This window comes from Allorhizobium sp. NPDC080224 (assembly GCF_050281005.1).
Taxonomy (GTDB): Bacteria; Pseudomonadota; Alphaproteobacteria; order Rhizobiales; family Rhizobiaceae; genus Allorhizobium.
The window spans coordinates 154,690-171,372 of sequence record NZ_JBNNWJ010000001.1 but is presented as its reverse complement, the minus strand read 5'-3'; the positions used below and the strand labels follow the sequence as shown (position 1 = coordinate 171,372).

Genomic DNA, 16,683 nt, shown 5'->3' with positions numbered 1-16,683 from the left:
CAAAGATCATCGTACTCCATAATTCGTCAGCCTTCTGATCGTATCGAGGGTTGACGAGAAAGGCAGGAGTTCCATGTCGCATCATGACCAAATTCGATTGAAAGCGACACATGATCACTCTTCGCCACCTCGTCAGCCTTCTGGCGCTCCTAGCGCTATTCGCCCTGCCGCCAGCTGCCGACGCGCAGGAGAACGATCAATCGACGCCGCAGACCGTGACGGGCGTCGACGAGCTTATCCGTATCCTGGAAAGTGAAGAGGCCCGAACAGCACTTCTGACCAGGCTGAAGACCGAGGCGGCAACACAGGCGTCCACGGATCAACCGAGCGGCGAAGCCACCATTGCGCGGCAAGTCGCAGAACAAACACGAGCGGCAGCCGAGCAGATCGTGGCCGGTGGGAGCACGGTTTGGACCGGGCTGGTGGCGCTCGCCGCGATGATCACGGATCCCGACCCGGGCGACTACACAGCGCTCCGTTCTATCATCCTGAACGTAGTGCTGGTGGCCGCCGGGCTATTCACCTCGTTCCTTGTCTTGCGGATACTTGTCCATCCTCTTCAGCGCAGCTTCGACAATCGCGCCGCCGGTCGTCACTGGTTCGTCAAAGCGACATATGTGCTGGTCGCCACCGTCGCGGATGTCGTCACCGTCGCTCTGGCCTGGGGCGTGGGCTATTTCCTCGCTCTGCAAGTGGTCGGTGGCGGAACCGGCCAGATGGATATCAATCAGACTCTCCTCCTGAATGCCTTCCTCCTGGTTGAGTTGATCAAGGTGACGATGCGCCTACTGCTGCATCCGCGGTTTTCGAACCTCAGACCCATACCGGTCTCGGACACGTCGGCAGCCTATTGGTATTTCTGGATCGCGCGCATCGTTTCGCTCATCGGTTATGCCTTCATGTTCGTCGCACCGATCATGGCAACCAATGTTTCGGAGTCCGCGGCCCAGGCCGTTCGCGTGTTGGTCATGTTCACCGCCCTGGTGATCGGTGTCGTCATCATCTTGCAAAACCGGGACCGTGTGCGCCACGCCCTGTCGTCGGGCGCCGCTCAGGGGAGAAGCGATTTCGTCAGTCGCAGCAGCGCTTTGCTCGCCGGGATATGGCACCTGTTGGCCATCGCCTATCTCTTCGCGATTGTACTGGTCTGGTTGGTCAATCCTTCCGGCGCCCTTCCGTACATGATGGCAGCCACCTTGAAATCCATCGTCGCAATTGTTGTGGGCGGGCTTGTGACCGCCTTTATCGGACGCTTCGCAAATGCCGGTCTTAGGCTTCCGGATGACCTTCGTGCCCGGCTTCCGGCACTGGAGGCACGACTGAAAGCCTTCGTGCCAGGTGTGATGCAGATCATCCGGGCCATCGTGACCTTCGGCGTGATCATCGCCATCGCCCAAGCCTGGAGACTGATCGATTTTCTTGCCTGGCTCGCGTCCGACAGTGGCCAGCGGGTCAGCGGCTCCACTCTGGCGGCGCTGATCATCCTGTTGTTCGGCTTCGTTGCCTATCTGGCCGTGTCTTCCTGGGTCGAATACAGGCTCAACCCCCAATTCGGGACAATTCCGACCAGCCGTGAAAAGACCCTTCTGTCACTCTTTCAGAACGCCTTTACGATTGCTCTGGTCGTTCTCGTCACCATGCTGGCGCTCGCGCAGATCGGCGTCAACATCGCGCCTTTGCTGGCCGGCGCCGGCGTCCTGGGTCTGGCGATCGGCTTCGGCGCGCAGAAGCTGGTCCAGGACATCATAACCGGGGTCTTCATCCAGCTGGAAAATGTCATGAACGAAGGTGATGTCGTCAGCCTCGGCAGCGTCAGTGGGGTCGTGGAGCGGCTGACAATCCGTTCGGTGTCGATCCGTTCGCTCGACGGGACGCTACATCTGATCCCCTTCTCCTCTGTCGACACCGTTTCCAACATGATGAAGGGTTTCAGCTACCACGTCGCCGAGATCGGGGTGGCCTACAGAGAGGACATCACCGAGGTGAAGGAGGCGATGCACGAGGCCTTCGACCTTCTGATGCAAAGCGAATGGCGGGAAATGATCGTCGACAAGCTCGACATGCATGGTGTAACCGCTTTCGGCGACAGCGCCGTGATGGTGCGCGCACGCATCAAGACCGTTCCAGGGGGGCACTGGGCAACCGGTCGCGCTTACAACGAGCTGATCAAGCAGGTCTTCGACCGCCGAGGCATAGAAATCCCGTTCCCGCACGTCACGCTCTACATGGGTGAGGACAAGGCAGGTATGTCGCCACCATTGAGGGTAAAGAACGAGGTGCGGACAGAGTCTGGATCTGACGACAGACCCGTTTTGATCACGGACGCGGAGTGATCGAGCAGGGTCCTGCCTGCGCCCTTGATCCGGTTGAGCTTTTCGAGGAGGTGAGCATCGTCCCTGCCCATCGCGAGTACCGCGCGAAACCTTGCGACCGAGGCCGCCGGCTTGGTTCGTGACGTTGACAGCTCGGTGGCACGCAGGCCGGAACGGTTGCACGCCTCTAACCTCCGGACATGAAGGATGAGGACTGACATGCCGAAATTTGCCGCCAATCTATCGATGATGTTCAACGAGGTGCCCTTCCTTGACCGCTTCGCGGCGGCAGCCGAATGCGGCTTCAGGGCGGTCGAATACCTCTTTCCCTACGACCACCCGGCAGAGGTCGTCGCCGAAAGGCTGCAAAAGGCCGGTCTCGCCCAGGCGCTCTTCAACATGCCACCCGGCGACTGGACGTCCGGCGAGCGCGGCATGGCGGCGCTCGCCGGACGAGAGGCGGATTTTGCGGCAGCTCTCGACATGGCGATCGACTATGCGAAGGTCATCGGCACGCCGCTGTTGCATATGATGGCGGGTGTTGCACCAGCCGCCGATCAGACCGCAATCACGACGTATCGCGACAACCTGAAGCGTGCCGTCGACCGCACGGGCGAGGCCGACATCGGCCTTGTCATCGAGCCGATCAACGGTCGTGACATGCCGGGCTATTTCCTCAACGACTTCCAACGCGCCATCGACTTCATCAGCGACATGGATGCAAGTCATCTCAAACTGCAATTCGACGTCTATCACCGGCAGATTTTGCATGGCGACGTGATCATGGCACTCCGGCAGATGGCACCTCTGATCGGCCACATCCAGATTGCCTCGGTGCCCGACCGCCATGAACCGACAACCGGTGAACTCGACGACCGCAGGATCTTCGCCGCAATCGACGCCATCGGCTATCAGGGTTACGTCGGCTGTGAATACCGGCCGGCCGACGGCACCCTCGAAGGACTAGGCTGGATGGCCAGACTTTGATTGAGTCTGAGGGGGATGGGCCATAGGCGCTGGATCAACGGTTCCCGCTAAGAACGTCCGATCCAAATCGCGTCGCACGCTGATCAACGGACAAGACTGCAGCCCAAGATTCTACAATGAAATTGGATTGGTATCTTAGAATATGGCGGACAGGGTGGGATTCGAACCCACGGTACGCTTTCACGCACACACGCGTTCCAGGCGTGCGCCTTAAACCACTCGGCCACCTGTCCAGGGGGAACGCGGGGAAAACCACCGCGGTTGGTCGGGCGCGATATATACCGAGGAATTTCGGCGGATCAACCGAAATCTATCAGAATTTTGACATCGGCCGACAATTCCCTATCTATAGGCTCAGTGCGGCGGGCCTTGAAGGCCGTGCCGGGCTTCAGCCGGAGACATTGGTGGTGCGCTTCCTGTTCAGGGTCTTGAGTTTGCTTGCGCTTTGCGTCGGCGTCGTGTTCGGCGTGATCGATGCCATTGCGTCGGTTTCCGCTTCGCAGGTCATCATGACCCCGATTTCGAAAGCGTGGATCGAGACGCATCCGGGCTCTCTGATGACACTCGAAGAGTTGGTCGTCGGGCGGCTCGGCGATGGTGCCTGGCTTACGCTTCGCGATGTCGTCCTGCCGCAGCCGGCGTTTGCCGCCATGCTGGTGCTGTCGCTCGCCTTCTGGATGATCGGCTACAAGAAGCCTTCGCTCGCTGGACGGTTTGCAGCTTGAACCGGACATTCGGTGCGCCAGAGGCTTGAACACGCCCGGCAGATTGTAAGCTTCGGTGGGCGCCGCCGACCAATGATTGAAGACCGCAGCCGTCTGGCGCGGAACTCGGCAATCTGCCGAAGTGGCAGCGCAAAATGTAAAAACAGGCCGAAAGACGGCCTCAGGAGGTTTCAAGATGTTCCTGATCGACATGTTCAATAAGAAGACGGTCATGCCGACGGCAGAAAACGCCCTGCCCGGCCGGTCGGAGCCGATCCCGACCGCATCGACGCATTTCATCTCCGGCCTCCCTCTGAAGGGCCCAGTGCCCGAGGGCATGAAGACCGTCTATCTTGGTATGGGCTGCTTCTGGGGCGCCGAGCGCCTGCTTTGGCAGACGCCAGGGGTTTACCTCACCGTCTCCGGCTACCAGGGCGGGATCACGCCCAACCCGACCTATCAGGAAACCGTCACCGGCCTGACCGGACATACCGAAGTGGTCAAGGTTGTCTATGATCCGGCGAAGATCTCTCTCGAAGGGCTGCTGAAGATCTTCTTCGAGGCGCATGATCCGACCCAGGGCATGCGCCAGGGCAATGATATCGGCACCACCTATCGCTCCGCGATCTATGTCGAGGATGACGAGGATATGGCGCTTGCCATCGCCGTTCGCGATCGCTTCCAGGAGGCGCTGGTGAAAGCTGGACGCAGCAGCCGGGTGACAACGGAAATCGCCCCTGCCGGACCGTTCTATTACGCCGAGGAGTATCACCAGCAGTATCTGGCGAAGAATCCGAATGGTTACTGCGGCCTGCGCGGTACAGGCGTCTCCTGCCCGATCTCGCCCGCAGCCTGAGGGCAATTGCCCAAAGGCGCAGCACAAACCCCATTGATCTGACTGATTTTTCAGCGTCCTGCGCTGAAAAATCAGCAGGCTTGTGAATCTTTACCAGATGAAAAAAATCTGGTGAATTTTGAAGCGAGCCATGCAAGGATGAAAGCCAGCCAGGACCTCCGGAACAGGGGGCGGCGGTTCCGCAGACATGTCTTTCTTGTGAGAAAGGCTTGCGGGAGGACCCAACAAGATCAATAGCAACAACAGGGCTGCACCATGAAGAAAACCCTCCTCAGTCTCTTTGCCTTGGCCGCGATGTCGGCGACCGCGCTTGCGGCCGACATCAAGCCGGCGCTGGTCTACGGCACGGGCGGCAAGTTCGACAAATCCTTCAACGAGGCTGCTTACGGTGGCGCCGAGAAGTTCAAGTCCGAAACCGGTATCGATTACCGCGACTTCGAACCGACCAGCGACACGCAGGGTGAACAGGCCATCCGCAACTTCGCCTCGCGCGGCTTCAACCCGGTCGTTGCCGTTTCCTTCGCCTGGACTTCGGCCATCGAAAAGGTCGCCGCTGAATTCCCGGATACCCAGTTCGTGATCGTCGATTCCGTCGTCGACAAGCCGAATGTCCGTTCGGTTGTCTACAAGGAAGAGGAAGGTTCTTACCTGGTCGGCCTGCTGGCCGGCATGGCTTCCACCACCGGCAAGGTCGGCTTCGTCGGCGGCATGGACATCCCGCTCATCCGCAAGTTCGCCTGCGGCTACGAGCAGGGCGCACGCGCTGCCAAGGCCGACATCCAGGTCTTCCAGAACATGACCGGCACCACGGGCGCTGCCTGGAACGACCCGGTTCGCGGCGGTGAACTCACCAAGAACCAGATCGACCAGGGTGCGGATGTCGTTTACGCGGCAGCCGGCGCGACCGGTCTCGGCGTGCTGCAGACCGCAGCCGACAACGGCAAGCTTTCGATCGGCGTCGATTCCAACCAGAACCACCTGCATCCGGGTTCGGTTCTGACTTCGATGGTCAAGCGCGTCGATCTCGCTGTCTACAACGCCTATGCCGATGCCAAGGACGACAAGTTCACGCCTGGCCTGCAGGTTCTCGGCGTCGCACAGGAGGGTGTCGCCTACGCCCTCGACGACAACAACGCCAAGCTGATCACCGAAGAAATGAAGGCCGCCGTCGAGAAGGCCAAGGCCGACATCGCCGCCGGTACCGTCAAGGTCCACGACTACATGTCGGACAATTCCTGCCCGAAGTGATCTAGAATCCGGGCGCAGGACGGCTCCATTGTCGTCCTGCGCCCTTTTTGTATGTCTGGGGGACCGGAATGAATGCAGCGAGCCAGGCACCCGCGATCGAACTGATCGGCATCGACAAGAAGTTCGGTGCGGTGCATGCCAACAAGAATATCAATCTGACGGTCGCCAAGGGCTCGATCCACGGCATCATCGGTGAAAACGGCGCCGGCAAGTCGACGCTGATGTCGATCCTCTACGGCTTCTATCAGGCCGATCAGGGATCCATCCAGATCGACGGCAAGCCGATCACGATCAAGGACAGTCAGGCCGCCATCAATTCCGGGATCGGGATGGTGCACCAGCATTTCATGCTGGTCGAGAACTTCACCGTGCTCGAAAACCTGATGCTCGGTGCCGAAGGCGGCGCGCTTCTTGGCAAGGGCACCGATGCGGCCCGCGCGGCGCTGAAGAAGCTGGAAGAAGACTACGAGCTGGACGTGGATCCCGACGCTGTTGTCGAGGAACTGCCTGTAGGTCTGCAGCAGCGCGTCGAAATCCTTAAAGCGCTCTATCGCGGCGCCGAGATCCTGATCCTCGACGAACCGACGGGTGTGCTGACCCCGGCCGAAGCCGACCACCTGTTCAAGATCCTCGGCGTGCTGCGCGACCAGGGCAAGACGGTCATTCTGATCACCCACAAGCTACGCGAGATCATGGCGATCACCGATACGGTGTCGGTCATGCGCCGCGGCGAAATGGTCGCGACCCGCAAGACGGCGGAAACCACCGTGGAAGAACTCGCCGAACTGATGGTCGGCCGCCGGGTGCTGCTGCATGTCGAGAAGAAGCCCGCCAATCCTGGCGAGATTTTTCTGTCGGTGCGCAACCTGACGGTCAAGGACAGCCGCGGCGTGGTCATGGTCGACAACGTCTCCTTCGATGTGCGCTCCGGCGAGATCGTCGGGATCGCCGGCGTCGCCGGCAATGGTCAGAGCGAACTTCTCGAAGCGATCACCGGCATTCGCAAGCCGACTGCAGGCGAAATCTGGATCAATGGCCAGAATGTCGCCGGCCTCGACCCGGCGGAACTGCGCGGCATCGGTGTGGCGCATATTCCGGAAGATCGCCACCATATGGGTCTCGTGCTGCCCTTCGAGGAGAGCCAGAACGCCATTCTCGGCTATCATCGAGACGAGCGCTATGGGAAGGGTCCGTTCCTGAACCCCGACCTGATGCGCAAGGCGGCGGTCGAGGAGATCGAGAAATACGATATCCGTCCCCCGAATCCTCGACTGAAGACCGCCAACTTCTCTGGCGGCAACCAGCAGAAGATCGTGGTTGCCCGCGAAATCGAGCGTGACCCGAAGCTCCTGATCGTCGGCCAGCCGACGCGCGGCGTCGACATCGGCGCGATCGAATTCATTCACAAGCGGATCGTCGAGACGCGCGATGCAGGCAAGGCCGTGTTGCTCGTCTCCGTCGAGCTCGACGAGATCCGCTCGCTCTCCGACCGCATTCTGGTGATGTTCGCCGGCAAGGTCGTCGGCGAGAAAACGCCTGACACAGGCGAACAGACACTCGGCCTGATGATGGCCGGCATTGCCGCTTGAGGATTTGATGAGCACTGCATCCGTACCCCTTCCGAACTGGATCAATTATGCGCTGCTGCCGCTGATCAACCTCACGCTTGCCTTCCTGGTCTCGGGCCTCGTGGTTTGGATCATCGGGGAAAACCCGTGGGAGGCGCTGAAGCTGATGCTGGAAGGCGCACTCGGCAGCGGTGAAGGCATCGGCTTCACGCTGTTCTATGCCACGAACTTCATCTTTACCGGACTTTCCGTTGCGGTTGCCTATCACGCCGGCCTGTTCAACATTGGCTCGGAAGGCCAGGCCTATCTGGGTGGCCTAGGCGCAGCGCTCGCTGCCCTTGCGCTCGACCATTACGTGCCGTGGTATGTCACCATGCCCTTTGCAATCATGGCGGCCGCCCTGTTTGGTGCGGCCTGGGCTTTCATTCCAGCATGGCTGCAGGCCAAGCGCGGCAGCCATATCGTCATCACGACGATCATGTTCAACTTCATCGGCGCAGCGCTGATGGTCTATCTGCTGGTCAACGTGCTGATCGTGCCGGGTAAGATGGCACCGGAAACCCGCACCTTCCTCGAGGGTGGCCAGCTGCCGAAGCTCGACTGGCTGATCGCAATGTTCGGCGGCAAGCTCGGGCCTGCACCGTTCAACGTGTCCTTCCTCATCGCGCTCGTCATGTGCGTGCTGGTCTGGATCCTGATCTGGCGCACCAAGCTCGGCTTCGAGATGCGCACGCTCGGGATCAGCCGCTCGGCCGCCGCCTATGCCGGCATTCCCTATGTGAAGATCGTCATGATCACCATGCTGATCTCGGGCGGTCTCGCCGGCATGATGGCGCTCAATCCGGTGCTCGGCGCTTCTGCCCGCCTGCAGGTGGAGTTCGTCGCAGGTGCTGGCTTTGTCGGGATCGCCGTGTCGCTGATGGGGCGCAACCATCCGCTCGGCATCGTGCTTGCCGCCATCCTGTTCGGCATTCTCTATCAGGGGGGAGCCTGGCTCTCCTTCGACATGCCGAACATCACCCGCGAGATGATCGTGGTCATCCAGGGTCTGGTGATCCTGTTTGCCGGCGCGCTCGAATTCATGTGCCGCCCGATGATCGTGCGGATCTACCAGACAATGACAAAGGCCTGAGGACGCGACCATGGAATCCTTTGACATGCTCATCAGCATCCTCGGCTCGACGATCCGTCTGTCGATCCCGCTGATCCTGGCGGCTCTTGCCGGTCTCTATTCCGAACGGGCGGGCGTCTTCGATATCGGGCTTGAGGGCAAGATGCTGGCAGCGGCCTTCGCTGCGGCCTGTGTTGCCTATCTCACCGGTTCGGCCTGGCTGGGTCTGTTCTCCGGCATCGCCGTCTCGCTGGTGTTCTCCCTGATCCACGGCTTTGCCTCGATCACCAATCGCGGCAACCAGATCGTCTCTGGCGTGGCACTGAACTTCGTTGCAGCGGGCCTCACCGTCGTGCTCGGCCAGGCCTGGTTCGGCCAGGGTGGACGCACGCCGCAGGTTTCGGGCGAAGGTCGCTTCTCGCCGATCATCCTGCCGGGTGCGGACATGATGCGCGAGGTGCCCTTCATCGGGCCGCTCTATTCCAATGTCATTTCCGGCAACAACATCCTGACCTATATGGCGTTTCTCGCCGTCCCGATCTCCTGGTGGGTGCTCTATCGCACGCGCTTTGGCCTGCGTCTGCGCGCCGTCGGCGAGAATCCGGGTGCGGTGGATACCGCCGGCATTTCGGTCACCTTCCTGCGCTACCGGGCGGTCCTGATGGCCGGCCTGCTCTGCGGCATCGCCGGTACCTATCTCGCGATCGCTCAGTCGGCTGCCTTCATCAAGGACATGTCGGCAGGCAAGGGCTTCATTGCGCTTGCAGCGTTGATCTTCGCCAAGTGGAAGCCGGTGCCGGTGATGTTTGCCTGCCTGCTTTTCGGTTTCCTCGATGCGCTCGCCAACTTCATGCAGGGCAAGTCGATACCGCTCATCGGCGAAGTGCCGGTGCAGCTCTTCCAGGCCCTGCCCTATATCCTCACCTGCATCCTGCTTGCGGGCTTCATCGGCTCTGCCAATCCGCCGAAGGCCGGTGGCGTGGCCTACTCCAAGGAGCGTTGATCATGGCGCACGATCTTTTCGAAGCGGCGCGCGACGCGATGAAATTCGCGCATGCGCCCTATTCCAAGTTCCCTGTGGGGGCTGCCATCCGCGCGGACGACGGCAAGATCTATACCGGCGCCAATATCGAGAACCTCTCCTTCCCTCAAGGGTGGTGTGCCGAGCCGACGGCGATCGGCTGCATGATCATGGGCGGGGGCAAGAAGATCGTCGAGATGGCAGTGATTGCCGAAAAGCTGGCGCTTTGCCCGCCCTGTGGCGGCTGCCGGCAGAAGATCTCGGAATTCGCATCCGCCACGACCAAGATCTATCTCTGTGACGAAGTGGGAGTGCAGAAGACGATGACCATGGACGAGCTTCTGCCGCTCAGCTTCAAGACGGACATCCTCGGATGAAGGCGGCCGTGGATCTGCTCGTCGAGCGCCTGAACGGCCTCATGCCGCGCTTCGGCATCGTTCTCGGCTCCGGCTTGGGATCTCTGGTGAACGAGGTTCGTGACGCCGTCCGCATCCCCTACTCCGATCTGCCAGGCTTTCCCTTGAGTGGCGTCTCCGGTCATGCCGGAGAAATTGTCGCCGGCTATCTGGGGCGCACGCCCGTGATCATGCTGGCCGGCCGCATGCATTATTACGAACACGGCGATGCGAATGCGATGCGCAAACCGATCGAAGTGCTGATGGGTCTCGGTGTAAAGTCGCTGATCCTCACCAATGCGGCGGGATCGCTGCGTGAAGACATGGCCCCTGGTTCGGTCATGCAGATCACCGACCACATCAACTTCTCCGGCAAGAACCCGCTGATCGGCGAGCCCAGTGACGGGCGCTTCGTCGGCATGACCTCGGCCTATGATGCCGAGCTGCAGGCCGCGATGCGGGCAGCCGCGGAGGCGGAAGATGTGCCCCTCGCCCAAGGTGTCTACATGTGGTTCTCGGGCCCAAGCTTCGAGACGCCGGCGGAGATCCGCATGGCGCGTGTTCTCGGCGCCGACGCCGTCGGCATGTCGACCGTGCCGGAGGTCATTCTCGCCCGTTTCTATGGCCTGAGGGTTGCAGCCGCCTCGGTGATCACCAATTATGGGGCAGGCATGACCGGTGGCGAACTCAGCCACGAAGAAACCAAGGACATGGCGCCGATCGGCGGCAAACGTCTGGCCACCATCCTGAAACGGATGATCGGCGGAGGAAATGACATTGGATAATCAAGAACTGCGCGCCGTGGCTTCGCGGGCGCTTTCGCTGCTCGACCTGACCAACCTGAAAGACGACTGCACGCCCGAGCAGATCGTGACGCTGTGCGGGCGCGCCCAGAGCGCCTTTGGGCCGACGGCTGCGATCTGCATCTGGCCACGCTTTGTCATGCAGGCACGCACCCTGCTTGGCCCCGACAGTCCGATCCGGATTGCAACGGTCGTCAACTTCCCCTCAGGCGACATGAAGACCGAAGACGTCCTGGCCGAGACGCGCGATGCCGTGGCCGATGGTGCCGACGACATCGATCTGGTGATCCCCTACCGGGCGCTGGCGGCTGGTGACGATAAGGCCGTGACCGACATGGTTTCGGCGGTGAAGGGCGCGTGCGGCTCGGCGATCCTGAAGACGATCCTGGAAACGGGCGAACTCAAGGATATCTCGTTCATCCGCCGTGCCTCAGAGCTCTCCATCGCGGCCGGTGCTGATTTCATCAAGACATCGACCGGCAAGGTCGCCGTGAACGCGACGCTCGAGGCCGCCGACACCATGTTGCAGGCGATCCGCGACAGCCGCAAGAAGGTCGGTTTCAAGCCGGCCGGCGGCATTTCGACGGTGGCGGATGCCGGTCACTATCTGAAGCTCGCCGATACCATCATGGGCGAAGACTGGGTGATGCCCTCGACCTTCCGCTTCGGCGCATCGGGTCTGCTCGACGATATCATCGCCGTGCTCTCGGGCGAGCAGTCGAGCGCTACTGCATCGGGGTATTGAGCCATGCTTCCCCAGGAAATCATTCGACGCAAGCGTGATGGCGGAACCCTGAGCGCGCAAGAGATCGCTGCTTTCATCGAGGGTCTATCGAAGGAAACGATTTCCGAGGGGCAAGTGGCCGCGTTTGCGATGGCCGTCTTCTTCAAGGGCATGACGCCAGACGAGATTGTAGCGCTGACGCTTGCCATGCGCGATTCCGGCGACGTGCTCTCCTGGGCAGGCGTCGGGAAGCCGATCGCCGACAAACACTCGACCGGCGGCGTGGGCGACAATGTCTCGCTGATGCTGGCGCCGATCGTGGCGGCCTGCGGGCTGGCCGTACCGATGATTTCAGGCCGTGGCCTCGGCCATACCGGTGGCACGCTCGACAAGCTGCAGTCGATCCCCGGTTACGATGTGATGCCCGACAATGTCACCTTCCGTCGGACGGTCAACCGCGCCGGCTGCGCGATCATCGGCCAGACGGGCGATCTGGCCCCGGCCGACAAGCGGCTCTATGCGATCCGCGACGTGACGGCGACGGTCGAATCCATCCCGCTGATCACGGCCTCCATTCTGTCGAAGAAACTTGCGGCCGGGCTGGAAAGCCTGGTTCTCGACGTGAAGGTTGGCAATGGCGCCTTCATGGCGAAAGCTGAGGATGCGGAAGCCTTGGCGCGCTCGCTGGTGCGTGTCGCGAATGGTGCGGGTGTGAAGACCACCGCGCTATTGACCGACATGAACGAGCCGCTCGCCGACTGCGCCGGCAACGCAATCGAAGTGCTGAACGCGGTGGATTTCCTCAAAGGCGAGAAGAGCGGGACGCGGCTTGAGGAGGTCACGCTGGCGCTCGGTGCCGAGATGCTGGTCAATGCCGGCGTCGAGAGCGACCAGGCGGCTGCTCTTGCCCGCTGCGCAAAGGTGCTGGCCTCCGGCCAGGCGGCGGAGATCTTCGGGCAGATGGCGTCGGAGCTCGGCGGTCCCGCCGATTTCATGGACAAGGCAGAAACATATCTCCCACGGGCCAAGGTTGAGGTCGCCGTTCTTGCCGATGAGGACGGCTATCTTGGGGAGTGCGATACGCGCGGTCTCGGTCTCGCTGTCGTGTCGCTCGGTGGTGGCCGCCAGCGTCCCAGCGACAAGATCGATCACGGCGTGGGTCTCTCCGGCTTCAAGCCGCTGGGCGCAAAGGTCGAGAAGGGCGAGCCAATCGCCTTCGTGCAGGCGAATGACGAAGCTACTGCGGCTCAAGCCGCCAAGACTGTGTCCGACTGCTATCGGATTTCAGAGACGAAGCCGGCTGCGACACCGGTCATCGGGCTCAGGATCGCTGCCGAGTAACGGGCGAAAACCTCACTGGATCATCCGCAGCGTGCGCTTCTCCGCCGTATAGGACCTGAGCTTTGTCATGAAGCTCATGCCGACAAGCGTGGATGAAAGCGCCTCGTCACCCAGAACAACGGCTTCGACATCACGCACCCGGATGCTGCCGATCTCAACACGGTCTAGCGTCACGTGTGCCGCCCTGGTCACCCCGTTCGCAGTTCTCACCTGGTAACGGAAATCGAGCGCTGCCGGGCTGAAACCGAGGCGGCGGGCCGTCGAGACATTGATCGCAACCCTGGAGGCTCCGGTATCCACCATGGCGTCAACGGGCTTGCCGTTCATCTTGAACGTTCCCGAATAGTGGCCATGGCGACCCATCGTGAGAACCGTCTGGCCGGAGGGAACCGCTGCGGCAGGCTTGGCCACGACGGCAGCGGGTTCAGCCGCCTCGCGCTCGTCCAGCATGGCCTGAACCTTCTCCGCGATCGTCGGCCATTGGCTGGCGGACAAGGCGAGCATCGAGACCAGCAAGAGTGTGCGAGCGAACATCGGCAATCCTCGTGAGCGATGTGCCTTTTATATCAGCGATGCACGAAAAAACGGATAAGGGCGAATGCAAAACGGCCCGAAACCGGAGTTTCGGGCCGCCAAAGCTAGCGATCTGGTTAAGAAATCACTTCGTTCCGTACATCCGGTCGCCGGCGTCGCCTAGACCGGGCATGATGTAGCCCTTCTCGTTCAGATGGCTGTCGATCGATGCAGTGAAGATCGGCACATCAGGATGGGCGGCGTGGAAATTCTTGATGCCTTCGGGGGCAGCCAGCAGGCAGAGGAAACGAATGTTCTTTGCGCCGCGCTCCTTCAGCTTCTCGATCGCAGCGATCGAGGAATTACCGGTTGCCAGCATCGGATCAACGACGATGATCAGGCGCTCCGACAGGGCTTCCGGCGCCTTGAAGTAGTATTCGACGGCCTGCAGGGTCTCATGGTCGCGGTAGACGCCGACATGGGCTACGCGGGCCGCCGGCACCAGTTCCAGCATGCCTTCGAGAAGGCCGTTGCCAGCGCGCAGGATGGAGGCGAAGACCAGCTTCTTGCCCTCGAGGATCGGAGACTGCATCTCGGTGAGCGGCGTCTCGATCGTCTCCATGGTCAACTCGAGGTCGCGGGTCACCTCATAGCAGAGGAGCGTGGAGATCTCGCGCAGCAACCGACGGAAGCTCGAGGTCGACGTTTCCTTGCGGCGCATGATCGTCAGCTTGTGCTGCACGAGGGGGTGATCGATGACTGTTACGCCGTCCATGGTCGAGCCTTCTTTTCTTGTTTTCTGAGGTGCTTCTATTTTCACGTTCTCTTGGACGCCCGCAAGAGCGATGCCGCTTTTTGGGCGGTCTTCAACAGTTGCGGTGTCACAACCGGGCGAGAAGCCGCGCTCTGGTCTCCTCATCGACAAAGGCCGCCTCGATCGCGGTGCGCGTCATGCCGTCGATCTCGGCATCAGTGAACCCGAATTCGCTGGAGGCCCAGTCGTATTCCTGGGCGAGCGAGGTACCGAAGAAAGGCGGGTCGTCGGAGTTGATGCAGACCTTGACCCCGGCTTGGTGGAACTTCCTCAGCGGATGGCTGGCGAAGTCGGGGAAGACCTTGAGCGCGATGTTGGAGCCGGGGCAGACTTCGAGCACGGTGCCGAGATCGATCAGGCGGCGGACAAGCTCCGGATCCTCGATGGCGCGGACACCGTGGCCGATACGCGACGGCTTCACGAGGTCGAGGGCATCGGTGACGCTGAAGGCACCGCAGACCTCACCGGCATGGATGGTGAGACCAAGGCCCGCCTCGCGGGCAATGTCGAAGGCGCGGGCATAATCCGCAACACGGCCCATGCGCTCCTCGCCGGCCATGTTGAAGCCTGTGACCAGCGGGTTGTTACTACGGGCGGCATATTCGGCGGCGGCAATGACGCTGTCGGGGCCAAAATGGCGCTCGCCGGTGACGATGATGCGCGCTTCGATGCCGGTGGCTGCCTTGGCGGCCTCGATGCCGGCGGTGATGCCGGAGAGGTAGGTGTCCGCGCCGAGGCCGATGCGATCGCCATGATCGGGCGAGACGATGATCTCGCTGTATATCGTATCGACGGCTGCGAGTTCACGCAGATAGGTCTCGGTCAAAAGGGCGTAGTCCTCTTCCGTGCGGAAAAGGGCGGCGACCCGGTCATAGGCCTTGATGAATTCGGCGAAATCGCTCCAGGCATAAGTACCGTTTTGCATGAAGGTCGCGGGATCGACGCCATACTTCTCGGCTTGGGCAAGCGCCAGCGTCGGCGGCGCCGCACCTTCGATATGACAGTGCAGTTCGGCCTTCTTCATTTGTCTCGTCACAGGAAGCTCCGTCCGTGGCGGCCGGGAGCGATCCCCAGATGCGCCGCGATGGTTTCGCCGATATCGGCATAGGTGTTGCGGACACCGATGTTGCGCGAGCGCACACCGGGGCCAAAGCACATGATAGGCACGCGCTCGCGGGTATGGTCGGTGCCGCGCCAGGTGGGATCGCAGCCGTGATCGGCCGTCATCAGAACCATGTCGCCGGGCTTGAGCTTGCGGTGAACTTCCGGAAGGCGGCGGTCGAAGGCTTCGAGCGCTGCGGCATAACCCGGCACGTCGCGTCGATGGCCGAAGAGCATGTCGAAATCGACGAAATTGGTGAAGACGAGATCGCCGTCTTCTGCCTCGTCCATGACCTTCAGCGTCGCATCCATCAGCGCCATGTTGCCATTGGCCTTGATGACACGGGAGACACCCTGATGGGCGAAGATATCGCCGATCTTGCCAACGGCATGCACCTTGCGACCGGCCTCGACGAGCCGGTCGAGCAGGGTCGGCTCCGGCGGAAGTACGGAATAGTCGCGGCGGTTGCCGGTGCGTTCGAAGGTCTGGACAGTTTCGCCGATGAAAGGACGGGCGATAACGCGGCCGATGTTCAAGGGATCAAGAAGCTGTCGGACGATCTGGCAGAGTTCGAGCAGGCGTTCGAGGCCGAAATGGACCTCGTGGGCGGCGATCTGGAAGACGGAATCGCTGGAGGTGTAGCAGATTGGCTTGCCGGTGCGGATATGCTCCTCGCCAAAGCGGGCGATCACCTCGGTGCCGGATGCGTGACAATTGCCGAGGATGCCTGGCAGGTTCGCTTCGCGACAGATCGCTTCCACCAGATCTTGAGGGAAAGCTTCTTCGCCCTCCGGAAAATAGCCCCAGTCGAACATCACGGGCGTGCCGGCGATTTCCCAGTGGCCGGAGGGCGTGTCCTTGCCGTGCGACACTTCGCTGGCCGCGCCATGCAGGCCGAAAACCCGCTCGGGGATCGGCATGGCGTCCGGTGTCTTGCCGGTCGCGAGCCTGGCGGCCTCAATGAGGCCGAGTGCGGACATGTTTGGCAGGACCAGCGGCCCCTGCCGCAACCCCTTGCGGTTGCCGGCGCCAGCCGCACAGAACTCGGCGATATGGCCGAGCGTATCGGAGCCATCATCACCATAGGCGGGCGCATCGGGCGCGCCGCCGATACCGAAGGAATCGAGAACAAAAAGGAAAGCACGTGCCATGTGAACACCACGGCCGGGTCTGGTTTGTTGTTC

General features: G+C 61.4%; 16 protein-coding genes and 1 tRNA gene. 12 read left to right on the top strand and 5 right to left on the bottom strand.

What is annotated here, in order from left to right; translation table 11 throughout:
- The first annotated feature begins 110 nt into the window (after positions 1-110).
- Complete coding sequence (locus ACQKP1_RS00820) at positions 111-2,333, top strand: mechanosensitive ion channel domain-containing protein (protein ID WP_427273832.1); 2,223 nt, start codon at positions 111-113, stop codon at positions 2,331-2,333.
- Positions 2,334-2,531: 198 nt separating this feature from the next.
- Positions 2,532-3,299, top strand: a complete 768-nt coding sequence (gene otnI / locus ACQKP1_RS00815; RefSeq protein ID WP_427273831.1) for a 2-oxo-tetronate isomerase — start codon at positions 2,532-2,534, stop codon at positions 3,297-3,299.
- Between the two features lie 143 nt (positions 3,300-3,442).
- Here the strand turns inward: otnI and ACQKP1_RS00810 are convergent.
- A tRNA-Ser gene (locus ACQKP1_RS00810) sits at positions 3,443-3,532 on the bottom strand.
- Positions 3,533-3,703: 171 nt separating this feature from the next.
- On the opposite strand from ACQKP1_RS00810, the gene ACQKP1_RS00805 reads away from it, so the two are divergent.
- The 10 genes from ACQKP1_RS00805 (at position 3,704) to deoA (ending at position 13,070) form a co-directional block, all read left to right on the top strand.
- A complete protein-coding gene (locus tag ACQKP1_RS00805) occupies positions 3,704-4,024 on the top strand; it encodes a hypothetical protein (RefSeq protein ID WP_427273830.1) in 321 nt (106 codons plus the stop codon).
- Positions 4,025-4,199: 175 nt separating this feature from the next.
- Complete coding sequence (msrA, locus tag ACQKP1_RS00800) at positions 4,200-4,859, top strand: peptide-methionine (S)-S-oxide reductase MsrA (protein ID WP_427273829.1); 660 nt, start codon at positions 4,200-4,202, stop codon at positions 4,857-4,859.
- 255 nt (positions 4,860-5,114) lie between these two features.
- Positions 5,115-6,107 (top strand): BMP family lipoprotein, encoded by a 993-nt coding sequence (locus ACQKP1_RS00795; RefSeq protein ID WP_006725179.1) that lies wholly within the window; start codon positions 5,115-5,117, stop codon positions 6,105-6,107.
- A gap of 68 nt (positions 6,108-6,175) precedes the next feature.
- Positions 6,176-7,696, top strand: a complete 1,521-nt coding sequence (locus ACQKP1_RS00790; RefSeq protein WP_006725180.1) for an ABC transporter ATP-binding protein — start codon at positions 6,176-6,178, stop codon at positions 7,694-7,696.
- Positions 7,697-7,703: 7 nt separating this feature from the next.
- Complete coding sequence (locus ACQKP1_RS00785) at positions 7,704-8,807, top strand: ABC transporter permease (RefSeq protein WP_006725181.1); 1,104 nt, start codon at positions 7,704-7,706, stop codon at positions 8,805-8,807.
- Positions 8,808-8,817: 10 nt separating this feature from the next.
- Positions 8,818-9,789: an ABC transporter permease gene (locus ACQKP1_RS00780; protein ID WP_427273828.1), complete on the top strand. Its 972-nt coding sequence runs from the start codon at positions 8,818-8,820 to the stop codon at positions 9,787-9,789.
- Positions 9,790-9,791: 2 nt separating this feature from the next.
- Positions 9,792-10,184: a cytidine deaminase gene (locus ACQKP1_RS00775; protein WP_203019068.1), complete on the top strand. Its 393-nt coding sequence runs from the start codon at positions 9,792-9,794 to the stop codon at positions 10,182-10,184.
- Positions 10,181-10,987, top strand: coding sequence for a purine-nucleoside phosphorylase (locus ACQKP1_RS00770; protein ID WP_427273827.1), 807 nt, complete (start codon positions 10,181-10,183; stop codon positions 10,985-10,987). Before ACQKP1_RS00775 ends, ACQKP1_RS00770 begins: the two co-directional genes overlap by 4 nt.
- Positions 10,974-11,750: a deoxyribose-phosphate aldolase gene (deoC, locus tag ACQKP1_RS00765; RefSeq protein WP_427273826.1), complete on the top strand. Its 777-nt coding sequence runs from the start codon at positions 10,974-10,976 to the stop codon at positions 11,748-11,750. The genes ACQKP1_RS00770 and deoC overlap by 14 nt, the downstream gene beginning before the upstream one ends.
- 3 nt (positions 11,751-11,753) lie before the next feature.
- Entirely contained in the window at positions 11,754-13,070 is a 1,317-nt protein-coding gene (deoA, locus tag ACQKP1_RS00760; RefSeq protein WP_427273825.1) for a thymidine phosphorylase, read from the top strand.
- 12 nt (positions 13,071-13,082) lie between these two features.
- Here deoA and ACQKP1_RS00755 read toward each other — a convergent pair whose 3' ends face one another.
- The 4 genes from ACQKP1_RS00755 to ACQKP1_RS00740 form a co-directional block, all read right to left on the bottom strand.
- Positions 13,083-13,604, bottom strand: coding sequence for a TIGR02281 family clan AA aspartic protease (locus ACQKP1_RS00755; protein ID WP_427273824.1), 522 nt, complete (start codon positions 13,602-13,604; stop codon positions 13,083-13,085).
- A gap of 124 nt (positions 13,605-13,728) precedes the next feature.
- Positions 13,729-14,358, bottom strand: coding sequence for a uracil phosphoribosyltransferase (gene upp, locus ACQKP1_RS00750; RefSeq protein ID WP_113458212.1), 630 nt, complete (start codon positions 14,356-14,358; stop codon positions 13,729-13,731).
- A gap of 106 nt (positions 14,359-14,464) precedes the next feature.
- Positions 14,465-15,433 carry an adenosine deaminase gene (locus ACQKP1_RS00745; RefSeq protein WP_427273823.1) on the bottom strand — a complete coding sequence of 323 codons (969 nt, stop codon included), beginning with the start codon at positions 15,431-15,433 and terminating at the stop codon, positions 14,465-14,467.
- Entirely contained in the window at positions 15,430-16,650 is a 1,221-nt protein-coding gene (locus ACQKP1_RS00740; RefSeq protein WP_427273822.1) for a phosphopentomutase, read from the bottom strand. Before ACQKP1_RS00740 ends, ACQKP1_RS00745 begins: the two co-directional genes overlap by 4 nt.
- Positions 16,651-16,683 lie beyond the last annotated feature (33 nt).